Source organism: Haloferax elongans ATCC BAA-1513 (assembly GCF_000336755.1).
GTDB lineage: Archaea > Halobacteriota > Halobacteria > Halobacteriales > Haloferacaceae > Haloferax > Haloferax elongans.
Genome location: NZ_AOLK01000011.1, coordinates 277,513 through 294,354 on the forward strand (window position 1 = coordinate 277,513; position 16,842 = coordinate 294,354).

A 16,842-nucleotide genomic window follows, 5' to 3' on the forward strand; every position below is an offset into this window, starting at 1 on the left:
ATGGAGTATGTCAATTACTTCGCCGCAGGCGCGTGTCTTCTCTGTCGTCGGCGACGACATCCGAGCACGAGTCGAACGCGAACTCTCGTCGTTCGACGTCGAGGCCGTCGACTCGGTCGACGCTGTCGAGCGACGACTCGCCGAAGATTCGGCGGATTGCGTCGTCATCGACACGGACTCACCAGCAACAGTGACAGCCATCAGCGAGACTGGTGTTCCGGTCGTCGTACTGGTTTCCCCGGACGCCGACCTCTCGCCGGGGGACGCACTCGATGCCGGTGCAGAAGACGTCGTCCCCGTCGTCGAGTCTAACCTCTTCGACCGATTGGGTGCCCGCGTCGCGAGCGTCGTGTCGTGGCACGATGGTCGTGACGAGGCGACGGCCAGAATCACCGAAGAGTTGAAAGAACGGGCGATGGACGAAGCGCCCGTCGGAATCACGATTTCGGACGGTTCGCTCCCCGACCACCCGCTCGTCTACGCCAACGACGCGTTCGAGTCGATGACGGGGTACACTGTCGAAGAGGCGCTGGGTCGAAACTGCCGATATCTGCAGGGAAACAAGACGAACCAAGAGCGCGTCGCCGAACTTCGCCGCGCAATCGATGCCGAGGAGTCGGCGTCTGTCGAACTGCTGAATTATCGGCGAGGCGGCTCGACCTTCTGGAATCGCGTCGATATCGCGCCGCTTCCGGGGCCGGATGGCTCTGTGACCCATTACGTCGGTTTCCAGACGGACATCACAGAGCGCGTCCGCGCCGAGCAGGCCGCAGAGCGGTACGCTGCCCGCGTCGAAGAAGAACGCGCGCGACTCCAGAATCTCGTCGACCACATCGAAGGGCTGCTCGAAGATGTCACGAGCGCGCTCGTCCGCGCGGAGACGCGCGCGGAACTCGAAACCACGGTGTGTGAGAAAATCGCCGCGTCACCGTCGTTCGAGGGCGCGTGGATTGGCGACGTCGACCTCTCTCCGAAAGAAATCGTGCCGAACGAGTGGGCCGGTGCGGCAACGGCCACACTCTCGGAACTTCGAATCGACCGCGACGACGACACCGACCCAACCGCGCTCGCCGCCACGACCGGCGAGGTACAGTCAGGGACGGCTTCGGACGGCAGACTCCACGCCGACGTGTCGCTGCCATTTACGAACGTTATCGCCGTCCCGCTCGTCCACCGTGACACGATGTACGGTGTGTTGAGCGTGTACGCGACAGAGTCGGTCGACGAGTACGTACAGGCTGTCTTCGGAACGCTCGGCAGAGCAGTTGGGGCCGCCATCGACGCGTTCGAGAGCCGACGGACGCTCATGTCCAACGAGGTTCTCGAACTCGAACTCGAAATTACGGACTCGACACAGCCGCTCGCCACGCTCGCCACCTCGTGGGGATGTCGGCTCGAATACGAGGGGTCGGTTCCGCACGACGACGGGACGGTGAGCCTCTTCGTCTCGACGACGCCTCCAATCGCCGGTGGGGATATTGACACCGACGAAACGTCTGAATCCCGTGCTGAGGGTATCGTACGCGTCTCACAACTCCCGCGAGGAGACGGCGCCGGACTGTTCGAAATCGTTCTCGCGTTCAATTCACTTTTGCACCTCGTCGCCGACGCGAGCGGTCGGATCTCGGACCTCGAAGTCGATTCCGACGGGACCCATCTGACGGTCGTTGTCCCGGACCGTGCACTCGGTCGGTCGCTTCTCGACGACCTGAAAGCGGTCGCACAGGGAGTCGAACTCCGAGCAGTCAGGGACCGTGCGGTCCCGCCGCAGACCCAGCGAGAGTTTGCCGCGAGCGTCGGGGCAGAACTCACCGACAGACAGCGAACCGCGCTCCAACTGGCGTATCTCGGCGGCTTCTTCGAGTGGCCTCATGGCGTGAAAGGCGACGAACTCGCCGAGGCGATGGGCGTCTCTCGACCGACGTACCACCAGCACCTTCGCGCAGCAGAGCGAAAGCTGGTCACTCGATTTTTCGAGAGCGAGGTTCCGTAGTCGACCCCGCTCGATTCGATCCAATCCGATCCGACTCCGGGCGAACGTGTTGGACTGCAACCACGTCGTCGCGGTCCCACCCGCCGTCTGCCCTGTTATCGCCCCGGACAGCGGGCCAGACAGTAAAAGATTAACACCCCAGGCGAACAACCCTCGCCAAAGATGGCCGAAGACGTCAAGCCGACCCGCAAGAACCTGATGGCGATCGAAGATCGCATCGAACTCTCTGAGCGGGGTCACGACACGCTCGAACAGAAGCGGGACGGCCTCATCATGGAGTTCATGGACATCCTCGACCAGGCACAGGACGTGCGGGCGAACCTGAACGCGGACTACGAGCGCGCCCAGAACAAGATCAACATGGCTCGCGCCATGGAGGGTGACGTCACGGTTCGCGGTGCCGCCGCAGCGCTGAAAGAGTACCCCGAGATTACGACGCAGTCGAAGAATATCATGGGCGTCGTCGTCCCGCAAATCGAATCCTCGCGCGTCAAGAAGAGCCTCGACCAGCGCGGCTACGGTCTGCTCGGTTCTTCGGCCCGCATCGACGAGGCTGCCGACGCCTACGAGGAACTGCTCGAATCCATCATCCTCGCCGCGGAAGTCGAGACGGCGATGAAGAAGATGCTCGAGGAGATCGAGACGACGAAGCGCCGTGTCAACGCGCTCGAATTCAAGCTGCTTCCCGAACTCTACGAGAACCAAGAGTACATCGAGCAGAAGCTCGAAGAGCAGGAACGCGAGGAAATCTTCCGCCTCAAGAAGATCAAAGCCAAGAAGGAAGAAGAAGAGAAGGAAGCGCGAGAGGCCGAACAGGCCGCCGAAGCTGCTACTGCGGACTAATCTCGTCACTTCTCTGGGATCTCTTCTCGGTCGCCCCACCGACCACTTTTCGTCACGCAACCGCGTAGATAGTGGTATGGCCTGTCCCGAGTGTGGTGGTGCGACAGTCCGGTACGTCGTTCCCGAAGACCTGCGAACCTACGCTCCCGAATCGACCGATATCATCGCGCTGTGCGGCGATTGCCTGCACGTCTCCCCGGCGACCGTTGCGGGGGCACAAGCCGACGAGGCGAAGCAACTCGTCGACGTCATCCCGGACGGCGACGGCGGTGCGGCGCTCGCTGTCGCGCTTGGGTTGCTCGACTCGCTTGCGCTCAATCGCTCCGGTATCGTCGAGTGTCTCGAATACGCGGAGGAGTCGGGCGTCGACGTGCATCTGGCGCTCGACAGACTCGCTCACGGATTCCCCGAGGCCCACGTCGACCTCGAACGACGCCGCAGTCAGCTCACGGCGTTTTTCTGACGGAGCTGGGCAGTCCACCCTTTGCAGGGGAGTGCTGAGGCTACTGACTGGTGGGGTGCTGAGGCTACCTGCGGATAGGGGTGGCGCTCGCGTTGCCTATCGATTTGTCTCTCGCGCTCGCGCGCGAAGACGCCGAGGAGAAAGTGCTTAGACGCCCGTGGAGTACCGAAGAATTCCGGCGATACCACCGAACGCGTCGTAGAGCTGTTCGCCTTTTTCGAAGTCGGTGCTGATGAACTTCGTCTCGGTGCCGCGCTGGTCGGCGATGTCCATCAGGAACTCGATGACGTCCTCGCGGGACTCAGCTTCGATTTCGGTGCCGTCTTCACACTCGTGAGTGGGCGTGTTGTGCCGGTGGTCGACGAGTTCGTACTCTTCGTTCCCATTGCAGTCGTAGATGACAACGTCTTGGCGGAGGTCCTCGGAGATGAGGAGTCGGTCGACAGACCCCATGACGAGGTTCTTCCGCGTCGGCTCGAACCCGTAGGTGGACTCGTTGCCGCGGTGGAGCTTCTCGAAGAACTCCTCCATCTGCTTTTTGTCCTTGATGACCTCTTGGTCGGCCAGCACGTCCTGTCCGGCGTCGACGATGTCGTAGAGTCCGGACTCGTCGGTGTAGGCGACGTCGAACTTGCCGACAACGAGGTCCTGTAGTTCGTGGTGGAGGTAGTCTCCGTCGAGGAACTCGTCTTTCGTCGGCGAGGGGCCACCCACGAGGATGCCGTCCATATCGTGGCGTTGGGGGACGAACAGGTCGTTCGCCATCCCGGCGACTTCCTGATAGAAGTTGTCGATAGCTTCGAGGCGCAGGCGGGCGAAACGCTGGGCGGACTGACCACCTTTGCGCTGCTTGCCCGGGACGAGCGACGAGGCGCTCTTGACCGGTTCGACGCGCTTGCCTTTCAGCCACCCGACGTTGGCCTCGCGGCGGTCGAGGACGACGAGCCCGAACAGACCCTTGTCCATGAGCATGTCCTCGAGGGGACCGGTGAGGAAGTTCGAGTCACAGTGGTACCGGAACGACTGGATGGGTTCCGGTGGGCTTTCGAGCACCTTCGTGACCATGTTCGTCTGGCCACCGCCGGAGTCGACCGCACCAGAGAACATGACGATGCCGTTGTCTGGCGGGAAGTTACCGTAGTATCGGAGCCGGTCTTTGATGCTCGTCAGGGCGTCCTGCACGTTCGTCCGCGTCTGCTTGGACTTGATGTTGGACGCTTCGCTGTGTTCTGTGATGACGTGTTCGACCACGTCGGAAATCTGCTTGTCTTCTGGGATGTAGATGGTGACGAGCTGGGTCCCGGAGCCTTCGAATTCTCTGAGGTCCTCGATGACCTTCTTGAATTCATACTTTCGCCGGTCTTCGCTCGCCTCCTCGGCGTCGCTACTCATCACTCCACATAGTCCCGCCAGCGGCTAAGTAACCTTTGACTGTCCACGCGGCGAGCTATCGTGTCACACCCCTGACGGCGCTCGGAGAACATTTATGGTGCTGTCACGGTAGGGTTTCGACGTTGGAATCATGGCACGGGTGTACGCAATTGCCAGCGCGAAAGGCGGGGTTGGAAAAACGACGACGACAGCCAACCTTGGAACCGTCCTCGCGATGGCCGGTCACGAGGTTGTCGTCATCGACGGTGACCTCGGGATGCCGAATCTCGCTGGTGCCCTCGGTGTCGACCCAGACGGGGCGACACTTCACGACGTCCTCAACGACGACGTAGACATCAAGTCGGCTATTTACGAGGGGCCGGCGGGTCTCGACGTCGTCCCCGGGTCGAACGCGCTGGAAGCGTTCGCCCGAACTGACGCCAAAGGACTCGAAGCGGCTGTCGACCAACTCGACGACTACGACATCGTCATCGTCGACACCGGTGCGGGTCTGAGCAACGACACGTTCGTCCCTCTGAAGTTCGCCGACGACGTGGTGCTCGTCACGACGACCGAACGAGAAGCACTCGGCGACACCGAAAAGACGCGACAACTCGCCGAGCGCATCGGCGCGTCAATCGTCGGTGCCGTCCTCACCCGTGTCGACGAGTCGAACCCGAACGCCGAGGTGGTCGCGTCGATTCTCGACGCCGGCGTTGTCGCCGTCGTCCCCGAAGACCCGGCTATTCGTGACGCCCTCGACAGTCAGGTTCCGGTCGTCCTCCGCACGCCTGACAGTATCTCGGCGGCAGGCTACCGCGCGCTCGCGGAGGCGCTCACCGGGGAGCCGGTTCCTGTTCCCGACGAGACTGGAGCAGCCACCGACGACGACCACGCGACTGAAACGACAGAACAGGACGTCAAGGAGTCAGGGTCGACGCAGGTCGTCGCGACTGACTCCTCTTCCGCTCCCGACACCGAACCTGAAACTGACTCCGAAGCGGAACCCGCGCCGTCGTCGGACGCCGGTCGGACCACTTCTGAACCGGAGTCGATGGATGTCTCGGAATCGGAGCCAGCGACGTCGTCCGACAGTCCGTCGGAAGCCGAACCGACGCCGGTCGCCTCAGAGGACACCGTCGACACGGCCGAGTCGACCGAGGACCCGCTTGCGCCAGACGCAGACGCGGCCGAGTTCGAAGCCGAAGATACCACTGACGAGTTCGAGGCTGCAGACACCACTGACGAATTCGAAGCCGCAGATACCACCGACGCGACGGACTCGCACGCGCAGGAAACGTCGGATGCGGACATCGACGACTCTACTGAGGACCATACTGTCGAGGACTCCCCGGCAGAAACGGGCGAGTCGTCGACGCCGACTCCTGAGGCGGCTGGCGACCCGACTCCCGAACCAGACTCGACGGATGCACCGGATGACCCGCTTGCAGCTGATGTGTCCGAGGACCCGTTGGCAGCCGAGTCGACCGAGGACCCGCTGGCGGGCGATGCACACGAAGACCCGTTAGCAGTCGATGCAGTCGATGAAGACCCACTCGCTGCCGACGCGACGGACTCGGAATCACTGGTCGAGGCGTCGAAGGCGGCGGCCGACGAGGTGCTGAACAAGAACAAGCGAGACGTTGAATCGGAGCCGACTGCGGAGACGGAATTGGGAGCGGAGCCAGAACCGGAGCCGACTGCTGAGCCGGAGCCGACTGCAGAACCAGAACCGACTGCAGAACCAGAACCGACGATGGAACCGGAGTCGACGACTGAGTCCTCCCCGGAACGGCAGCCGACTGACGATTCGGCCTCGGCGACTGACTCGTCGGACACGCCCGAGCCAATCGTCGAAGACGACATCATCGTCGCACCGGTCGAAGAGGAACACGTCGAAGACGAGCCCGAAGACCCGACAGACACTGGCTCGCAGGTGCCGTTCGCTGCCGGAAGTGACGGCAAGCCCGCGGTACGTGACGAGCCGACGGCGGAGCCACAGAACCCGCCGACGGAGACGCAGGACCAGACGGTACCGACCCGGGACCAGCCACGGCAGTCCGACCCCGCCGACTCCCGTGCATCTACTGACCCGACAGCATCACCCGAGCAGACTGCACCCTCTGAACCCACCGAACAGTCGGGTGAACCGCTCGTCCAGGACCCGTCGAGTGCGGGTGAGGACGAACCCCTCGTCGCAGAGGCGGAATCGGAACCGGACACCGACGACGCGGACGCGACCGGCGAGGACGAAGAAGAGGGCGTCTACACGACGACGCTCGTCGAAGAAATCGACTCGCTGGACGAAGAGGGCGACGACAAGAAGAAGAAGGGCTTCTTTAGCCGCTTCCTCGGCTAAACGAGAAGGCCTATTAATCGCGTCTGCCGATGACCCGGTATGACAGAATCAGAGTCCATTCCGTTCTGGTGGGTCGTGTTGTTCCTGCTTCTCGCGCTCGGTAGCGGCGCTGCAGCCGTCTTCTCGGTCGGCGGGTCGCTCGTCTCGGGGACGGTCGCACTCCCACTTCTCTTCTAAAAAATCAGAACGCGGTCGTTTCGACCGACGTTACATCGACTCGGGAGCCTCGACGCCGATGATATCGAGCGCGTTGGCTACCGTGTGCTTCGAGGATTCGACGAGTGCGAGGCGGGCCGCGGCGACTTCCTCGTCGTCGGCCGAGAGGACCGGACACTCGCGGTAGAACCGGTTGAACACTTCGGCGAACTGGCGGGCGAACGTCGCAATGGTGTGGGGTTCGAGGTCGTCGGCCGCCTCCTCGACGACGGCGGGGAAACGCGCGATGACGCGCAGCAGTTCGCGCTCTGCGTCTGTGTCGAGGACCGACGGGTCGACGTCGCTCGCATCGAGACCGGCGGCGGCCGCCTCGTCGGTGATGCCGCAACAGCGCGCGTGGACGTACTGGATGTACGGCGCGGACTGCGCCTCGAAGTTGAGCGCCTGGTCCCACTCGAAGGTGATGGACTTGGTGGGCTGTTTGGAGACGATGTCGTAGCGAACCGCGCCGATACCGACCTGGCGAGCGATGCGCTCGATGTCGTCTTCGTCGAGGTCGTCGTTGCGGATGCGGTCTTCCATGCGCGTTTCGACTTCCTCGCGGGCGCGGTCGATTGCCTCGTCGAGCAGGTCGTCGAGCATGACGCCGGTCCCTTCACGGGTGGACATTCCGAGACCGCCGGGGAGGTTGACCCACGAGAAGATGACGTTCTCCAGTTTGTCTACGTCGTTGCCGAGGAGGTCGAGGGCGGCACGAAGTTGGCCAGCCTGCAGTTTGTGGTCCTCGCCGAGGACGGTCACGGCGCGGTCGTAGTTATCGAACTTCCACTCGTGGTGGGCGAGGTCACGGGTCGTGTAGAGAGAGGTGCCGTCCGAGCGGAGGAACACGAGGTTCTTTTCGATATCGTACTCGCCGAGTTCGAGTTGCCACGCGTCTTCCTCGTAGACGGCGTTATCGGTCTCTTTGAGGCGCTCTGCGAGGTCGCGGGTACGCCCGTCGAACATGAAGCGCGTCTCTTTGACGAACTCGTCGAACTCCGCGGGGAGGCGGGCGAGACACTCGCGCATACCGCCGAGCACTTGGTCGACGACGGTCTCGACGCGGGCGTAGGTCTCTTCGTCGCCTTCTTCGATACCCTGCAGAATCTCCGTAATCTCGGCTTCCGCGGCCTCGACCTCGTTGGGGTCGGCTTCTTCGAGGTAGGCGTTGCCCTTCTGGTAGTACCGCACGAGGTCGTATTCGATGCGGTCGCGGTCGGGTTCGCTGTCGAGGTCGTCCTCGTCGAACGTCTCGTAAGCCCACGTGAAGACGGCCATCTGGCGACCGGCGTCGTTCACGTAGTAGTGTCGTTCGACGTCGTTGCCAGCGAAATCCAGCAGATTGGCGACGGCGTCGCCGACGATGGGGTTGCGGGCGCGGCCGACGTGGACCGGGCCGGTCGGGTTCGCACTCGTGTGCTCGACGACGACGCTGTCGCCGGTCGAGGGGAGACGGCCGTATTCACCGTCTTCGGCCGCAGCGGTGAGCGTGTCGTCGTAATAGGCGTCGGTTACGTGGAAGTTGACGTACGGTCCCTGCGTGTCGACCGCGGCGAGGTAGTCGTAGCCGTCGACAGAGATTTCCTCGGCGATGTCGGCGGCGACCGACGGTGGCGCAGCGCCGACGACCCCGGCCAGTCGGAACGCCACGCTGGAAGCGAGTGTCGCGGGTACGTCTTCCGGTGGCTCCTCGACCCCGAGGTCGTCGTCCGGCAGGTCGAGCGACGAAAGCGCCGCAGAGAGCGCCGCTTCGACCTCCTCACGGAACTGTCTGAACATGCTCACGGGTTCTCGGCAGATGGCTAAAGGCCTTTCCGAACCGGTTCGGGGCGGGCCAACTGCGACCCTCGCTGGCGACTGACTGTCGCACCATCGGGACACCGTCTGAACTACCTTACTAGTTAGGTAGAACTGGTATGCTGACACCGGACGAAGGAATGAATGAGGCAGGAGAAACCTGCCACCCCAACAATGAGCCGATGCAACTACTGCGACGCGTTCGTATCGAGCAACTTCATACGTGTGTTCGGTGACGACAAAGGGCGCGTCTTCGCCTGTCCGAACTGTTCGGCGAACGCCGGCGTCTCCCAAGTGAGCGCCGAGCGAAAGGCGGCGGGTCTCTAAGCCTCGCTTGGTCCTGCCGACCCCGGCCCTACGTGTGTCTCCACACGTCCCACACACCGTACATGCGCTGACCAACCTCCCCCGATTCCCAACCCCCACCCACCCCACTCCTCTCGTTTATCACTCCCTTCCAGCGACGCGACCACGTTCACTTCTCGCGTTGCTGGACCGACCGACGGACTTACCACTCGGCATCCGAAAGTCAGGTTACGAGCGGTTCGGAATTCTTCTATCCCATTTCTGGAACGCATCTCATATACGATACGCTTATGGGTCGAGCGTTCGAAGCCACGAGTATGTCAGAATCGGCAGTCGCCAGCGAGGTCGGGTACGACGAGTTGGCAACGCTGAAACTCGTTGCCCTCGACGGCGGGCGCGCTGAACCTGTCAAGGTCTCTTGTTCTGGACTTGCAGACAGGTTAGACGTCTCTAACCAGACGGCGTCGCGTCGCTTGCAACGCCTCGAAGAAGGTGACTACATCGACCGAGAGGTCGTCTCGGACGGCCAGTGGATTACGATAACCGAGGCCGGCGAATCCGCACTCCGCCGAGAGTACGCCGACTATCGACGTATCTTCGAGACGCCGTCGATGGTCGTCCTCGAAGGCGAGGTGACCGGCGGCATGGGCGAAGGTCGCCACTACATCTCGCTTCCGGGATACATGGAGCAGTTCACCGAGCGACTGGGTTACGAACCCTTCCCGGGAACGCTGAACGTTCGACTCAGCGACGATGCAATTCGTGCCCGCGCCGGGATGTCCGCACTCGACGCCGTCCCAATCGACGGCTGGGAAGACGACGAGCGGACCTTTGGTCCGGCGACTTGCTACGCCGCGGTCGTCGAAGCGGACGACGAGACGTACGACCCGGTCCACATCATCGTCCCCGAGCGAACCCACCACGACGAGTCGCAACTGGAGATTATCGCGCCCGACAAACTCCGTGACGAACTCGGCTTAGAAGACGGCGACACCGTCACGGTCCGCGTCGAGGAGGTCGAGACGGAATGAGCCGTTCCGCGGAGACGGACCTCGACCCCACAGAGCGTGTCGTGGAGGCGTTCCGTGCGGGTGAGCCGGTCCTCGTCCACGACTTCGACGACCGCGAGGGCGAGACGGACCTCGTCTACCCCGCAGGTGCAGTCACGCCGGCCGAAGTCGCCCGCATGCGCAACGACGCCGGTGGTCTCGTCTGCGTCGCGCTGCCGGACGACGTGGCCGAAACGCTTGGGCTGCCGTTCATGGACGACGTTCTCGACCACCCGGCTGCGGCCGCCCACGACCTCGCGTACGACTCGCGCTCGTCGTTTTCCTTCACGGTGAACCACCGAGATTCCTTTACCGGAATCACTGACCGCGACCGGGCGATGACCATCTCTCGACTCGCTCCTGTGGCCGAACTAGCCCGCGCGGGCGACTACGACGCCGACGACTTCGGCGGCGAGTTCCGTGCGCCCGGCCACGTCCACCTGCTTCGCGGCGCGCCTAACCTCCTCGACGACCGACAGGGTCACACCGAACTCGGTCTCGCACTCGCCGACCATGCCACGCTGCCGCCCGCCGTGGTCGTCTGCGAGATGCTTGACGACGAGACGGGTGCGGCCCTCTCGAAAGCCGACGCCCGCGAATACGCGGCGCGACACGACCTCGCGTTCGTCGACGGCGACCGCCTGCTTTCGGACCTCTCCTAGCTCCTCGCTGTTCTCATTCGTCTCGCCACGACCACTCTGGCTTCCACCCGAGGAGCCGCGCCGCCTTCTCGGTCGAGACGAGTGATTCGTGTCCCGAGAGGTCGCTCCGAACGTCGGCGTCCGGGTACACGTCGCGCGCAATCTCGGCAGATTCGACGGTCATCGAGGTATCCTCAGCGGCCGCCCAGAAGACTTCGTGGCCCTCGAAGTCGGCTTCGATGGCCCGGCGGACGAGCCTCGCGGCGTCGTCGCGGCCGAGGTACGCAAAGAGTGTGTTTCGCGCCGTGTGGAAGGCCCCGGAGTCGCGGAGTCCGTCGAGTGTTCGGTCCTGTTCGACGAACGTCTCTTCGGCTTCGTTCCTGCTCGGCATCCACGGGAAGCGGAGGCTGGCAATCGTGGATGGTGCGTCGGCCCTGCGGGCGAATCCCGCGGCTGTCTCTTCGGCGACGTACTTGCCGAGTCCGTACGGGTTCGAGGGCGTCGCCCGGTGTGTCTCGTCGACGGGCAGGAAGTCGATTCGTGCCGGGTCGGGCTCGAAGCTCCCGCCGATGGCGCTCATACTCGACGCGAGGGCGACGGTGTCGATGTCGAGGGCGGCCGCCGCTTCGAGAACGACGTAGGTCGATTGGACGTTGCTCTCGAAGACGCGGTGGCCGGGGTCGTGGCTCGGCGTCGAGATGGTTCCGAGGTGGACGATGGCGTCGGCATCGACGGCGGCGAGCGTCGCCGTGAGGTCGCCGGGGTCCAACGCGCTCACGCGGTAGTCGTGGTCGGCGTGGTCGGACCCGCCGCTGCGACTCACGTTGGTGACGGTGTAGCCGTGGTCACGGAGGTGGTCGATGACTGTCGGGCCGATATTGCCCGTTCCGCCGGTGACGACGACGGATTCCAGAGTCATACTGCGATATGGCAGCACACAGCCAAAAACAGTCTGGGACGCTGTGGCCGGTTCGTCATGATTTTAGAGGGGGGCCACCGAAGGCCTGTACATGGGATTCGACGACATGGACGTGTCCACGATTTGGATGAACGGCGAATACGTGGACTGGGAGGACGCACAGATTCACGTCCTCACGCACGGACTTCACTACGGCACGGGTATCTTCGAGGGCGTTCGCGCCTACGACACCGACCGCGGTCCGGCTATCTTCCGCTGGGAAGAACACCTCGAACGCCTCTACAACTCCGCGAAGCCGTATGACATGGACATCGAGTACTCGCCAGAGGAACTCACCGAGGCGACGCTGGAAGTCGTTCGGCGCAACGACCTCGACGGCTGTTACATCCGCCCGATTGCCTACTACGGCTACGACTCGCTCGGCGTCAGCCCCAAGGACAACCCGACGGACGTCGCGATTGCGGCGTGGCCGTGGGGCACCTACCTCGGCGAGGACGCGCTCGAAAACGGCGTCGACGTGATGGTCTCGTCGTGGCGCAAGCACGCCTCTAGCCAGATTCCGACGAACGCGAAGACGACTGGCCTCTACGTGAACTCCCTCCTCGCCGGTGAGGAAGCGCGCCGCAACGGCTACGTCGAAGCCATCGTCCTGAACAAGGAAGGCAACGTCGCCGAAGGCCCCGGCGAGAACATCTTCATGGTCCGCGACGGGAAGATTTACACCCCCGGCCTCTCCCAGAGCATCCTCGACGGTATCACCCGCGACACCGTCATCACGCTCGCCCGCGAGCGTGGCTACGAAGTCGACGACAACGCCGTCATCAGCCGCGGTGAACTCCACACCGCCGACGAACTGTTCTTCACCGGCAGCGCCGCCGAAGTCACGCCCATCCGTAAGGTCGACAACGTCGTCATCGGCGAGGGCAGCCGCGGCCCCGTCACGGAAGAACTCCAGACGGCCTTCTTCGACCTCGTGGAGCGTCGCACCGACGACCACGAAGAGTGGTTCACCTACGTCGAAGAGCAGTAAATCTTCGAAAATCCATTTTTTAGAGCCTGTGCCGCCAGTCGCAACACCCTGCCAGAGGTGTCGCGCCCGGTGGGTCCAGTCGGCGGCTACTCGTCTTCTTCGGTCACTTCGATAGTGTACTCGTCGATGTGTTCCTGCTCTGCGAACCCGGCCGATAGGACGCGCGTGAGGGCTTCTTCGACCTTCTCACCGGTCTCCTCGATGTCTTCAGGGTCGACTTCCATCACGAAGCCGGTGGTGATGTTCGGTGCGGTCGGCATGAAGATAATTTCCTTGCCGTCAGACGTCGTCTTCCCCGTCTTGAACGCGGTCATCCGGATACCCGGCCACGTTTCGAGACGGACTGGCTTCTGGAGGTCTTCGGTTCCGGTGAGGGCAGTTTCGACGGCGAGCTTCGAGGCGTTGTAGACGATACGAACGAGCGGGACCTTGTTCATCGAGGCGTCGAGGCCCGCTTCGATGAGCCGACCGGCGGTGGTCCGCATGAGGTAGCCGACCGAGAGGACCAACAGGAGGAAGATGATGATGGCGATGAAGAAGCCGAACACCTCGGAGAGAAAGCTGAAACTGCCTTCGAACTGCAGTATCGTCGCAACACCCGGTATCCTGACGATACTGCTGTAGAGGATAGACAGCACGTACAGAATGACAATCAGCGGAACGAGAACGACGAGACCGCTGGCGAAGTCGCGTCTCCACGAGGACATTGATACGCGGTACGTGAACCTGCGGGCTTAAGGGGATTTCTAGTGCGAATGGTGACGCAGGTGTCAGGCCAGACGCGTCGCCCGCCGCAGTGGTGGCCCTCCTACTCAGATGCCGAGGACGGCCCGAACCGCGAACAGCACGTTTTCTTTGCGCTCTCGGACGCGACGGTAGAAGTACTGGAACCACTTGCCGCCGTAGGGGGCGTACTGCCAGACTTCGACGCCCTCGGAGGCGAGTTCGCGCTGGGCGTCTTCGCGCACGCCCATGAGCATCTGTATCTCGTAGTCGGTGTCGTACTCCTGGCCGAGTTCGCGAGCGTACGAAATCATCTCGGGGTCGTGGCTCCCGACCGCGACACTTCCGGTGTACTCCCGGAAGAGATACGCGAGCAGTTCTTTGTACACGTCGTCGACTTTCGATTTCTTCTTGTGGGCGATGCTCGCGGGCTCGTCGTACGCTCCTTTCACCAGTCGAATCTTTCCCGGCACGTCCGAGAGGCGTTCGAGGTCGTCGGGCGTGCGCTTCAGGTTCGCCTGCACGCACAGCCCCATCCCACCTTCGAACTCGCGAGCGAGTTCCTCGAAGGAATCCAACGTCGCGTCCGTGGTCTCGTGGTCCTCCATGTCACACCACAGGAATACGTCGTGTTCGTCCGCCGCCTCGGCGATTCGGCGGTAGTTCTCGGCGAACACGTCGTCGCCCATGTCGAGGCCGATTTGTGACGGCTTGACCGACACGCAGGCGTCGAGGTCGGTCTCAGCGATGTCCTCCACGAGTTGCACGTAGGCGTCGGCGTCCTCGTCGGCTGGTCCGCGTTCGTGATAGTGCTCGCCGAGTAGGTTGAGGATGACAGCGACGCCTTCGTCGTTCATCTGTCGCGCGTGGTCGAGTGCTTCTGCCGGCGATTCACCGGCGACGAACTTGCTCGCGATGGGAGGAATCATACTGAAAGATTACCAGCGTTTGGTATTCAGAGTTATCATCCGTCGGCTGTGTAATCGGGGGACGCCGCCGACACGGTTCCGAGCGAAACCGTCGGAACTTACACCCCTCCCTGCGCAGGCACTCGTATGGTCGTCTCTCTCGTCGTCACTGCGTTCTGGGCGATGTTGCCCGCGTACGTCCCGAACAACGCCGCAGTCCTCGCTGGGGGCGGAAGGCCGATAGACGGCGGCCGCATGCTGGGTGACCGACGCCTCCTCGGTGATGGCAAGACGTGGCGCGGAACGGCCGCGGGAACACTCGCGGGAACGCTGCTCGCTGTCGCCCTCAACGCACTTGTCCCGTCGGCCTCGGCTGTAACCGGATTCGACCTCCCAACGTTCCCACTTACCGCCGCATTCGGTCTCGCGCTCGGTGCGATGCTCGGTGATATCGGTGCCTCCTTCCTCAAGCGACGCTCGGGTCGCGAGCGCGGTGCCGCGTTCCCCGGCCTCGACCAACTCGACTTCGTCGTCGGCGCGCTCGTCTTGGCCTTCGTCGCCGCTCCCGGATGGTTCTCGGTGACGTTCACGCTTCCCGTGCTCGCCGTTGTCCTCGTGATGACGCCGATTCTCCACGTCGTCACCAACGTCGGCGCGTACCTGCTGGGCCTGAAGAACGAACCCTGGTAACCCACTTTTGCTGCGTCGGGGCCGCTTCCGGCAACCCGCTCGTTGACGCTGCCGCTCCGAACCAACCCGCTTAAGCGCCTCTGTGAACCCTCTCGAAACAAGATGGCGAACACAGAACTCATCGCGGCGCTTCGTGACGCCGACGCGGTCCAGTTCGGCGAGTTCGAACTCTCCCACGGCGGCACGTCCGACTACTACGTCGACAAGTACCTCTTCGAGACCGACCCCCGGTGTCTGAAGCTCATCGCCGAGGCATTCGCGGACCTCGTCGCGGACGACGAAAAGCTCGCGGGCGTCGCACTTGGTGCCGTCCCGCTCGTCGCCGCGACGGCTGTCGAGACGGAGAAACCCTACGTCATCGCCCGAAAGAAGGCCAAGGAGTACGGTACGGCCAAGCGAATCGAAGGCGCGCTGGAGGAAGGCGAAGAAGTCGTCGTCCTCGAAGACATCGCGACGACCGGCCAGAGTGCCGTCGATGCCGTCGAAGCACTCCGCGACGCTGGCGCAGTCGTCGACCGCGTCATCGTCGTCGTCGACCGCCAGGAGGGTGCGGACGAACTGCTCGCCGAACACGACATCGAACTCCAGTCGCTTCTCACCGCCGAGGACCTGCTCGCCGACGCCGACCGCTGAGACACGATACACGCATGTGAGTAATTCGCGTGCGAATAGCAATCGAAATATTCATTTTTGTGCAAATACGAGGGCGAAGGCATGAACAGAGCAGAGAAGGCCGCACTCCAGTTACAGGCGGTGTCGGTGCTCCGGATGCTCAAAGAGACCCGGACCTACGACGAACTCGCCGAGTTGACTGGACTGCCGGCCGGCGACCTTAACCGCTACGTCAACGGGCACGTCTTGCCCGGTGTCGAGCGCGCCCGTGAGGTCGTCGAAGGTGTCGGACGCGACGCGCTCGCCGACGAACTCGAAGCACGCGTCCGCTTCGACGACGAGGGCTACGTCGACAACTCCGACGTTGTCTTCGACCAGTCGTTCCTCGACCTCGTCGCGCCAGTTGCAGCGAACACACTCGGATTCGAGCGCCCGGACGTGGTCTTGACGGCCGCGACCGACGGCATCACCCTCGGTGCCGCCATGGCGAGTTACTTCGGCGCGCGCCTCGCGTACGCGAAGAAATCAAAAGAGACCGCTGTCGAGGACTTCATCGAGTCCCGACAGCGCCTCGCCTCCGGTATCGAACTGACCTATTATCTCCCCGCGAGCGCCATCGACGCGGGCGAACGTGTCCTCGTCGTGGACGACCTCATCCGCTCCGGCGAGACGCAGGAACTCCTCTTGGATATCGCCCTGCAAGCTGACGCTGACATCGCAGGTGTCTTCGCTCTCATCGCCGTCGGCGACGAGGGCACCTCCCGTGCGGCCGAACTCACTGACGCACCAATCGGCGCACTCAGCGTCTTCGAGTGAACTTCCGGCGCTGCTTCGTTGGGAACACGTCCTGAGGCGCGGGGCGCCGTGCTGACGCGACAAACGGTTCTTATCTCACCCTCAGTTTGACAACTGAATAACACCACTGGATTAAATTCTCATAGTC

At 63.0% G+C, this 16,842-nt stretch carries 17 protein-coding genes; 12 read left to right on the top strand and 5 right to left on the bottom strand.

Annotated features, from left to right (window positions below; genetic code table 11):
- Positions 1 to 7: 7 nt before the first annotated feature.
- The 3 genes from C453_RS03720 to C453_RS03730 all read left to right on the top strand — a co-directional run bounded on the left by C453_RS03720 (position 8) and on the right by C453_RS03730 (position 3,299).
- Positions 8 to 1,993, top strand: coding sequence for a bacterio-opsin activator domain-containing protein (locus C453_RS03720; RefSeq protein WP_008322780.1), 1,986 nt, complete (start codon positions 8 to 10; stop codon positions 1,991 to 1,993).
- Positions 1,994 to 2,155: 162 nt separating this feature from the next.
- The gene (locus tag C453_RS03725) at positions 2,156 to 2,836 is read left to right on the top strand and encodes a V-type ATP synthase subunit D (RefSeq protein ID WP_007544474.1); all 681 of its coding nucleotides are present in this window, start codon (positions 2,156 to 2,158) and stop codon (positions 2,834 to 2,836) included.
- A 76-nt stretch (positions 2,837 to 2,912) separates the two neighbouring features.
- The gene (locus C453_RS03730) at positions 2,913 to 3,299 is read left to right on the top strand and encodes a DUF6276 family protein (protein WP_008322781.1); all 387 of its coding nucleotides are present in this window, start codon (positions 2,913 to 2,915) and stop codon (positions 3,297 to 3,299) included.
- Between the two features lie 147 nt (positions 3,300 to 3,446).
- On the opposite strand, the gene prf1 is transcribed toward C453_RS03730, so the two are convergent.
- A complete protein-coding gene (gene prf1 / locus C453_RS03735; protein ID WP_008322782.1) occupies positions 3,447 to 4,691 on the bottom strand; it encodes a peptide chain release factor aRF-1 in 1,245 nt (414 codons plus the stop codon).
- Between the two features lie 130 nt (positions 4,692 to 4,821).
- Here prf1 and minD point away from each other — a divergent pair, with 130 nt between their 5' ends.
- Positions 4,822 to 7,029, top strand: coding sequence for a cell division ATPase MinD (gene minD, locus C453_RS03740; RefSeq protein WP_008322783.1), 2,208 nt, complete (start codon positions 4,822 to 4,824; stop codon positions 7,027 to 7,029).
- Positions 7,030 to 7,068: 39 nt separating this feature from the next.
- The gene (locus C453_RS20340; RefSeq protein WP_007544478.1) at positions 7,069 to 7,206 is read left to right on the top strand and encodes a hypothetical protein; all 138 of its coding nucleotides are present in this window, start codon (positions 7,069 to 7,071) and stop codon (positions 7,204 to 7,206) included.
- Between the two features lie 30 nt (positions 7,207 to 7,236).
- Here the strand turns inward: C453_RS20340 and argS are convergent, their stop codons facing one another.
- Positions 7,237 to 9,003, bottom strand: coding sequence for an arginine--tRNA ligase (gene argS / locus C453_RS03745; RefSeq protein ID WP_008322784.1), 1,767 nt, complete (start codon positions 9,001 to 9,003; stop codon positions 7,237 to 7,239).
- A 192-nt stretch (positions 9,004 to 9,195) separates the two neighbouring features.
- On the opposite strand from argS, the gene C453_RS20140 reads away from it, so the two are divergent.
- The 3 genes from C453_RS20140 (at position 9,196) to ribB (ending at position 11,038) form a co-directional block, all read left to right on the top strand.
- Positions 9,196 to 9,348: a DUF7563 family protein gene (locus tag C453_RS20140; protein ID WP_160163385.1), complete on the top strand. Its 153-nt coding sequence runs from the start codon at positions 9,196 to 9,198 to the stop codon at positions 9,346 to 9,348.
- A 269-nt stretch (positions 9,349 to 9,617) separates the two neighbouring features.
- Positions 9,618 to 10,358 (top strand): DUF120 domain-containing protein, encoded by a 741-nt coding sequence (locus C453_RS03750; RefSeq protein ID WP_193788050.1) that lies wholly within the window; start codon positions 9,618 to 9,620, stop codon positions 10,356 to 10,358.
- Complete coding sequence (ribB, locus tag C453_RS03755; protein WP_008322786.1) at positions 10,355 to 11,038, top strand: 3,4-dihydroxy-2-butanone-4-phosphate synthase; 684 nt, start codon at positions 10,355 to 10,357, stop codon at positions 11,036 to 11,038. Before C453_RS03750 ends, ribB begins: the two co-directional genes overlap by 4 nt.
- Before the next feature lie 13 nt (positions 11,039 to 11,051).
- Here the strand turns inward: ribB and C453_RS03760 are convergent, their stop codons facing one another.
- Positions 11,052 to 11,936, bottom strand: a complete 885-nt coding sequence (locus tag C453_RS03760; protein WP_008322787.1) for an NAD-dependent epimerase/dehydratase family protein — start codon at positions 11,934 to 11,936, stop codon at positions 11,052 to 11,054.
- Positions 11,937 to 12,027: 91 nt separating this feature from the next.
- Here C453_RS03760 and C453_RS03765 point away from each other — a divergent pair, with 91 nt between their 5' ends.
- Positions 12,028 to 12,966: a branched-chain amino acid transaminase gene (locus C453_RS03765; RefSeq protein ID WP_008322788.1), complete on the top strand. Its 939-nt coding sequence runs from the start codon at positions 12,028 to 12,030 to the stop codon at positions 12,964 to 12,966.
- An 86-nt stretch (positions 12,967 to 13,052) separates the two neighbouring features.
- On the opposite strand, the gene C453_RS03770 is transcribed toward C453_RS03765, so the two are convergent.
- Both C453_RS03770 and C453_RS03775 read right to left on the bottom strand, forming a co-directional pair.
- Complete coding sequence (locus tag C453_RS03770) at positions 13,053 to 13,673, bottom strand: DUF502 domain-containing protein (RefSeq protein WP_008322789.1); 621 nt, start codon at positions 13,671 to 13,673, stop codon at positions 13,053 to 13,055.
- Between the two features lie 105 nt (positions 13,674 to 13,778).
- The gene (locus C453_RS03775; RefSeq protein WP_008322790.1) at positions 13,779 to 14,618 is read right to left on the bottom strand and encodes a proline dehydrogenase family protein; all 840 of its coding nucleotides are present in this window, start codon (positions 14,616 to 14,618) and stop codon (positions 13,779 to 13,781) included.
- A 126-nt stretch (positions 14,619 to 14,744) separates the two neighbouring features.
- Here C453_RS03775 and C453_RS03780 point away from each other — a divergent pair, with 126 nt between their 5' ends.
- From C453_RS03780 to C453_RS03790, 3 genes are all read left to right on the top strand, one after another.
- A complete protein-coding gene (locus tag C453_RS03780) occupies positions 14,745 to 15,287 on the top strand; it encodes a CDP-2,3-bis-(O-geranylgeranyl)-sn-glycerol synthase (protein WP_008322791.1) in 543 nt (180 codons plus the stop codon).
- 102 nt (positions 15,288 to 15,389) lie between these two features.
- A complete protein-coding gene (gene pyrE, locus C453_RS03785) occupies positions 15,390 to 15,920 on the top strand; it encodes an orotate phosphoribosyltransferase (protein WP_008322795.1) in 531 nt (176 codons plus the stop codon).
- Between the two features lie 81 nt (positions 15,921 to 16,001).
- The gene (locus tag C453_RS03790; RefSeq protein ID WP_007544496.1) at positions 16,002 to 16,715 is read left to right on the top strand and encodes a phosphoribosyltransferase family protein; all 714 of its coding nucleotides are present in this window, start codon (positions 16,002 to 16,004) and stop codon (positions 16,713 to 16,715) included.
- Positions 16,716 to 16,842: the final 127 nt, after the last annotated feature.

Excerpts from the sequence above, each read along its gene's own strand:
- C453_RS03770 (WP_008322789.1), bottom strand. The coding sequence starts at position 13,673 with ATGTCCTCGTGGAGACGCGACTTCGCCAGCGGTCTCGTCGTTCTCGTT.
- C453_RS03725 (WP_007544474.1), top strand. The coding sequence starts at position 2,156 with ATGGCCGAAGACGTCAAGCCGACCCGCAAGAACCTGATGGCGATCGAA.
- prf1 (WP_008322782.1), bottom strand. The coding sequence starts at position 4,691 with ATGAGTAGCGACGCCGAGGAGGCGAGCGAAGACCGGCGAAAGTATGAA.
- C453_RS03765 (WP_008322788.1), top strand. The coding sequence starts at position 12,028 with ATGGGATTCGACGACATGGACGTGTCCACGATTTGGATGAACGGCGAA.
- ribB (WP_008322786.1), top strand. The coding sequence starts at position 10,355 with ATGAGCCGTTCCGCGGAGACGGACCTCGACCCCACAGAGCGTGTCGTG.
- C453_RS03780 (WP_008322791.1), top strand. The coding sequence starts at position 14,745 with ATGGTCGTCTCTCTCGTCGTCACTGCGTTCTGGGCGATGTTGCCCGCG.
- C453_RS20140 (WP_160163385.1), top strand. The coding sequence starts at position 9,196 with ATGAGCCGATGCAACTACTGCGACGCGTTCGTATCGAGCAACTTCATA.
- C453_RS20340 (WP_007544478.1), top strand. The coding sequence starts at position 7,069 with ATGACAGAATCAGAGTCCATTCCGTTCTGGTGGGTCGTGTTGTTCCTG.
- C453_RS03750 (WP_193788050.1), top strand. The coding sequence starts at position 9,618 with ATGGGTCGAGCGTTCGAAGCCACGAGTATGTCAGAATCGGCAGTCGCC.
- C453_RS03730 (WP_008322781.1), top strand. The coding sequence starts at position 2,913 with ATGGCCTGTCCCGAGTGTGGTGGTGCGACAGTCCGGTACGTCGTTCCC.
- C453_RS03760 (WP_008322787.1), bottom strand. The coding sequence starts at position 11,936 with ATGACTCTGGAATCCGTCGTCGTCACCGGCGGAACGGGCAATATCGGC.
- C453_RS03720 (WP_008322780.1), top strand. The coding sequence starts at position 8 with ATGTCAATTACTTCGCCGCAGGCGCGTGTCTTCTCTGTCGTCGGCGAC.
- C453_RS03790 (WP_007544496.1), top strand. The coding sequence starts at position 16,002 with ATGAACAGAGCAGAGAAGGCCGCACTCCAGTTACAGGCGGTGTCGGTG.
- C453_RS03775 (WP_008322790.1), bottom strand. The coding sequence starts at position 14,618 with ATGATTCCTCCCATCGCGAGCAAGTTCGTCGCCGGTGAATCGCCGGCA.
- pyrE (WP_008322795.1), top strand. The coding sequence starts at position 15,390 with ATGGCGAACACAGAACTCATCGCGGCGCTTCGTGACGCCGACGCGGTC.
- argS (WP_008322784.1), bottom strand. The coding sequence starts at position 9,003 with ATGTTCAGACAGTTCCGTGAGGAGGTCGAAGCGGCGCTCTCTGCGGCG.
- minD (WP_008322783.1), top strand. The coding sequence starts at position 4,822 with ATGGCACGGGTGTACGCAATTGCCAGCGCGAAAGGCGGGGTTGGAAAA.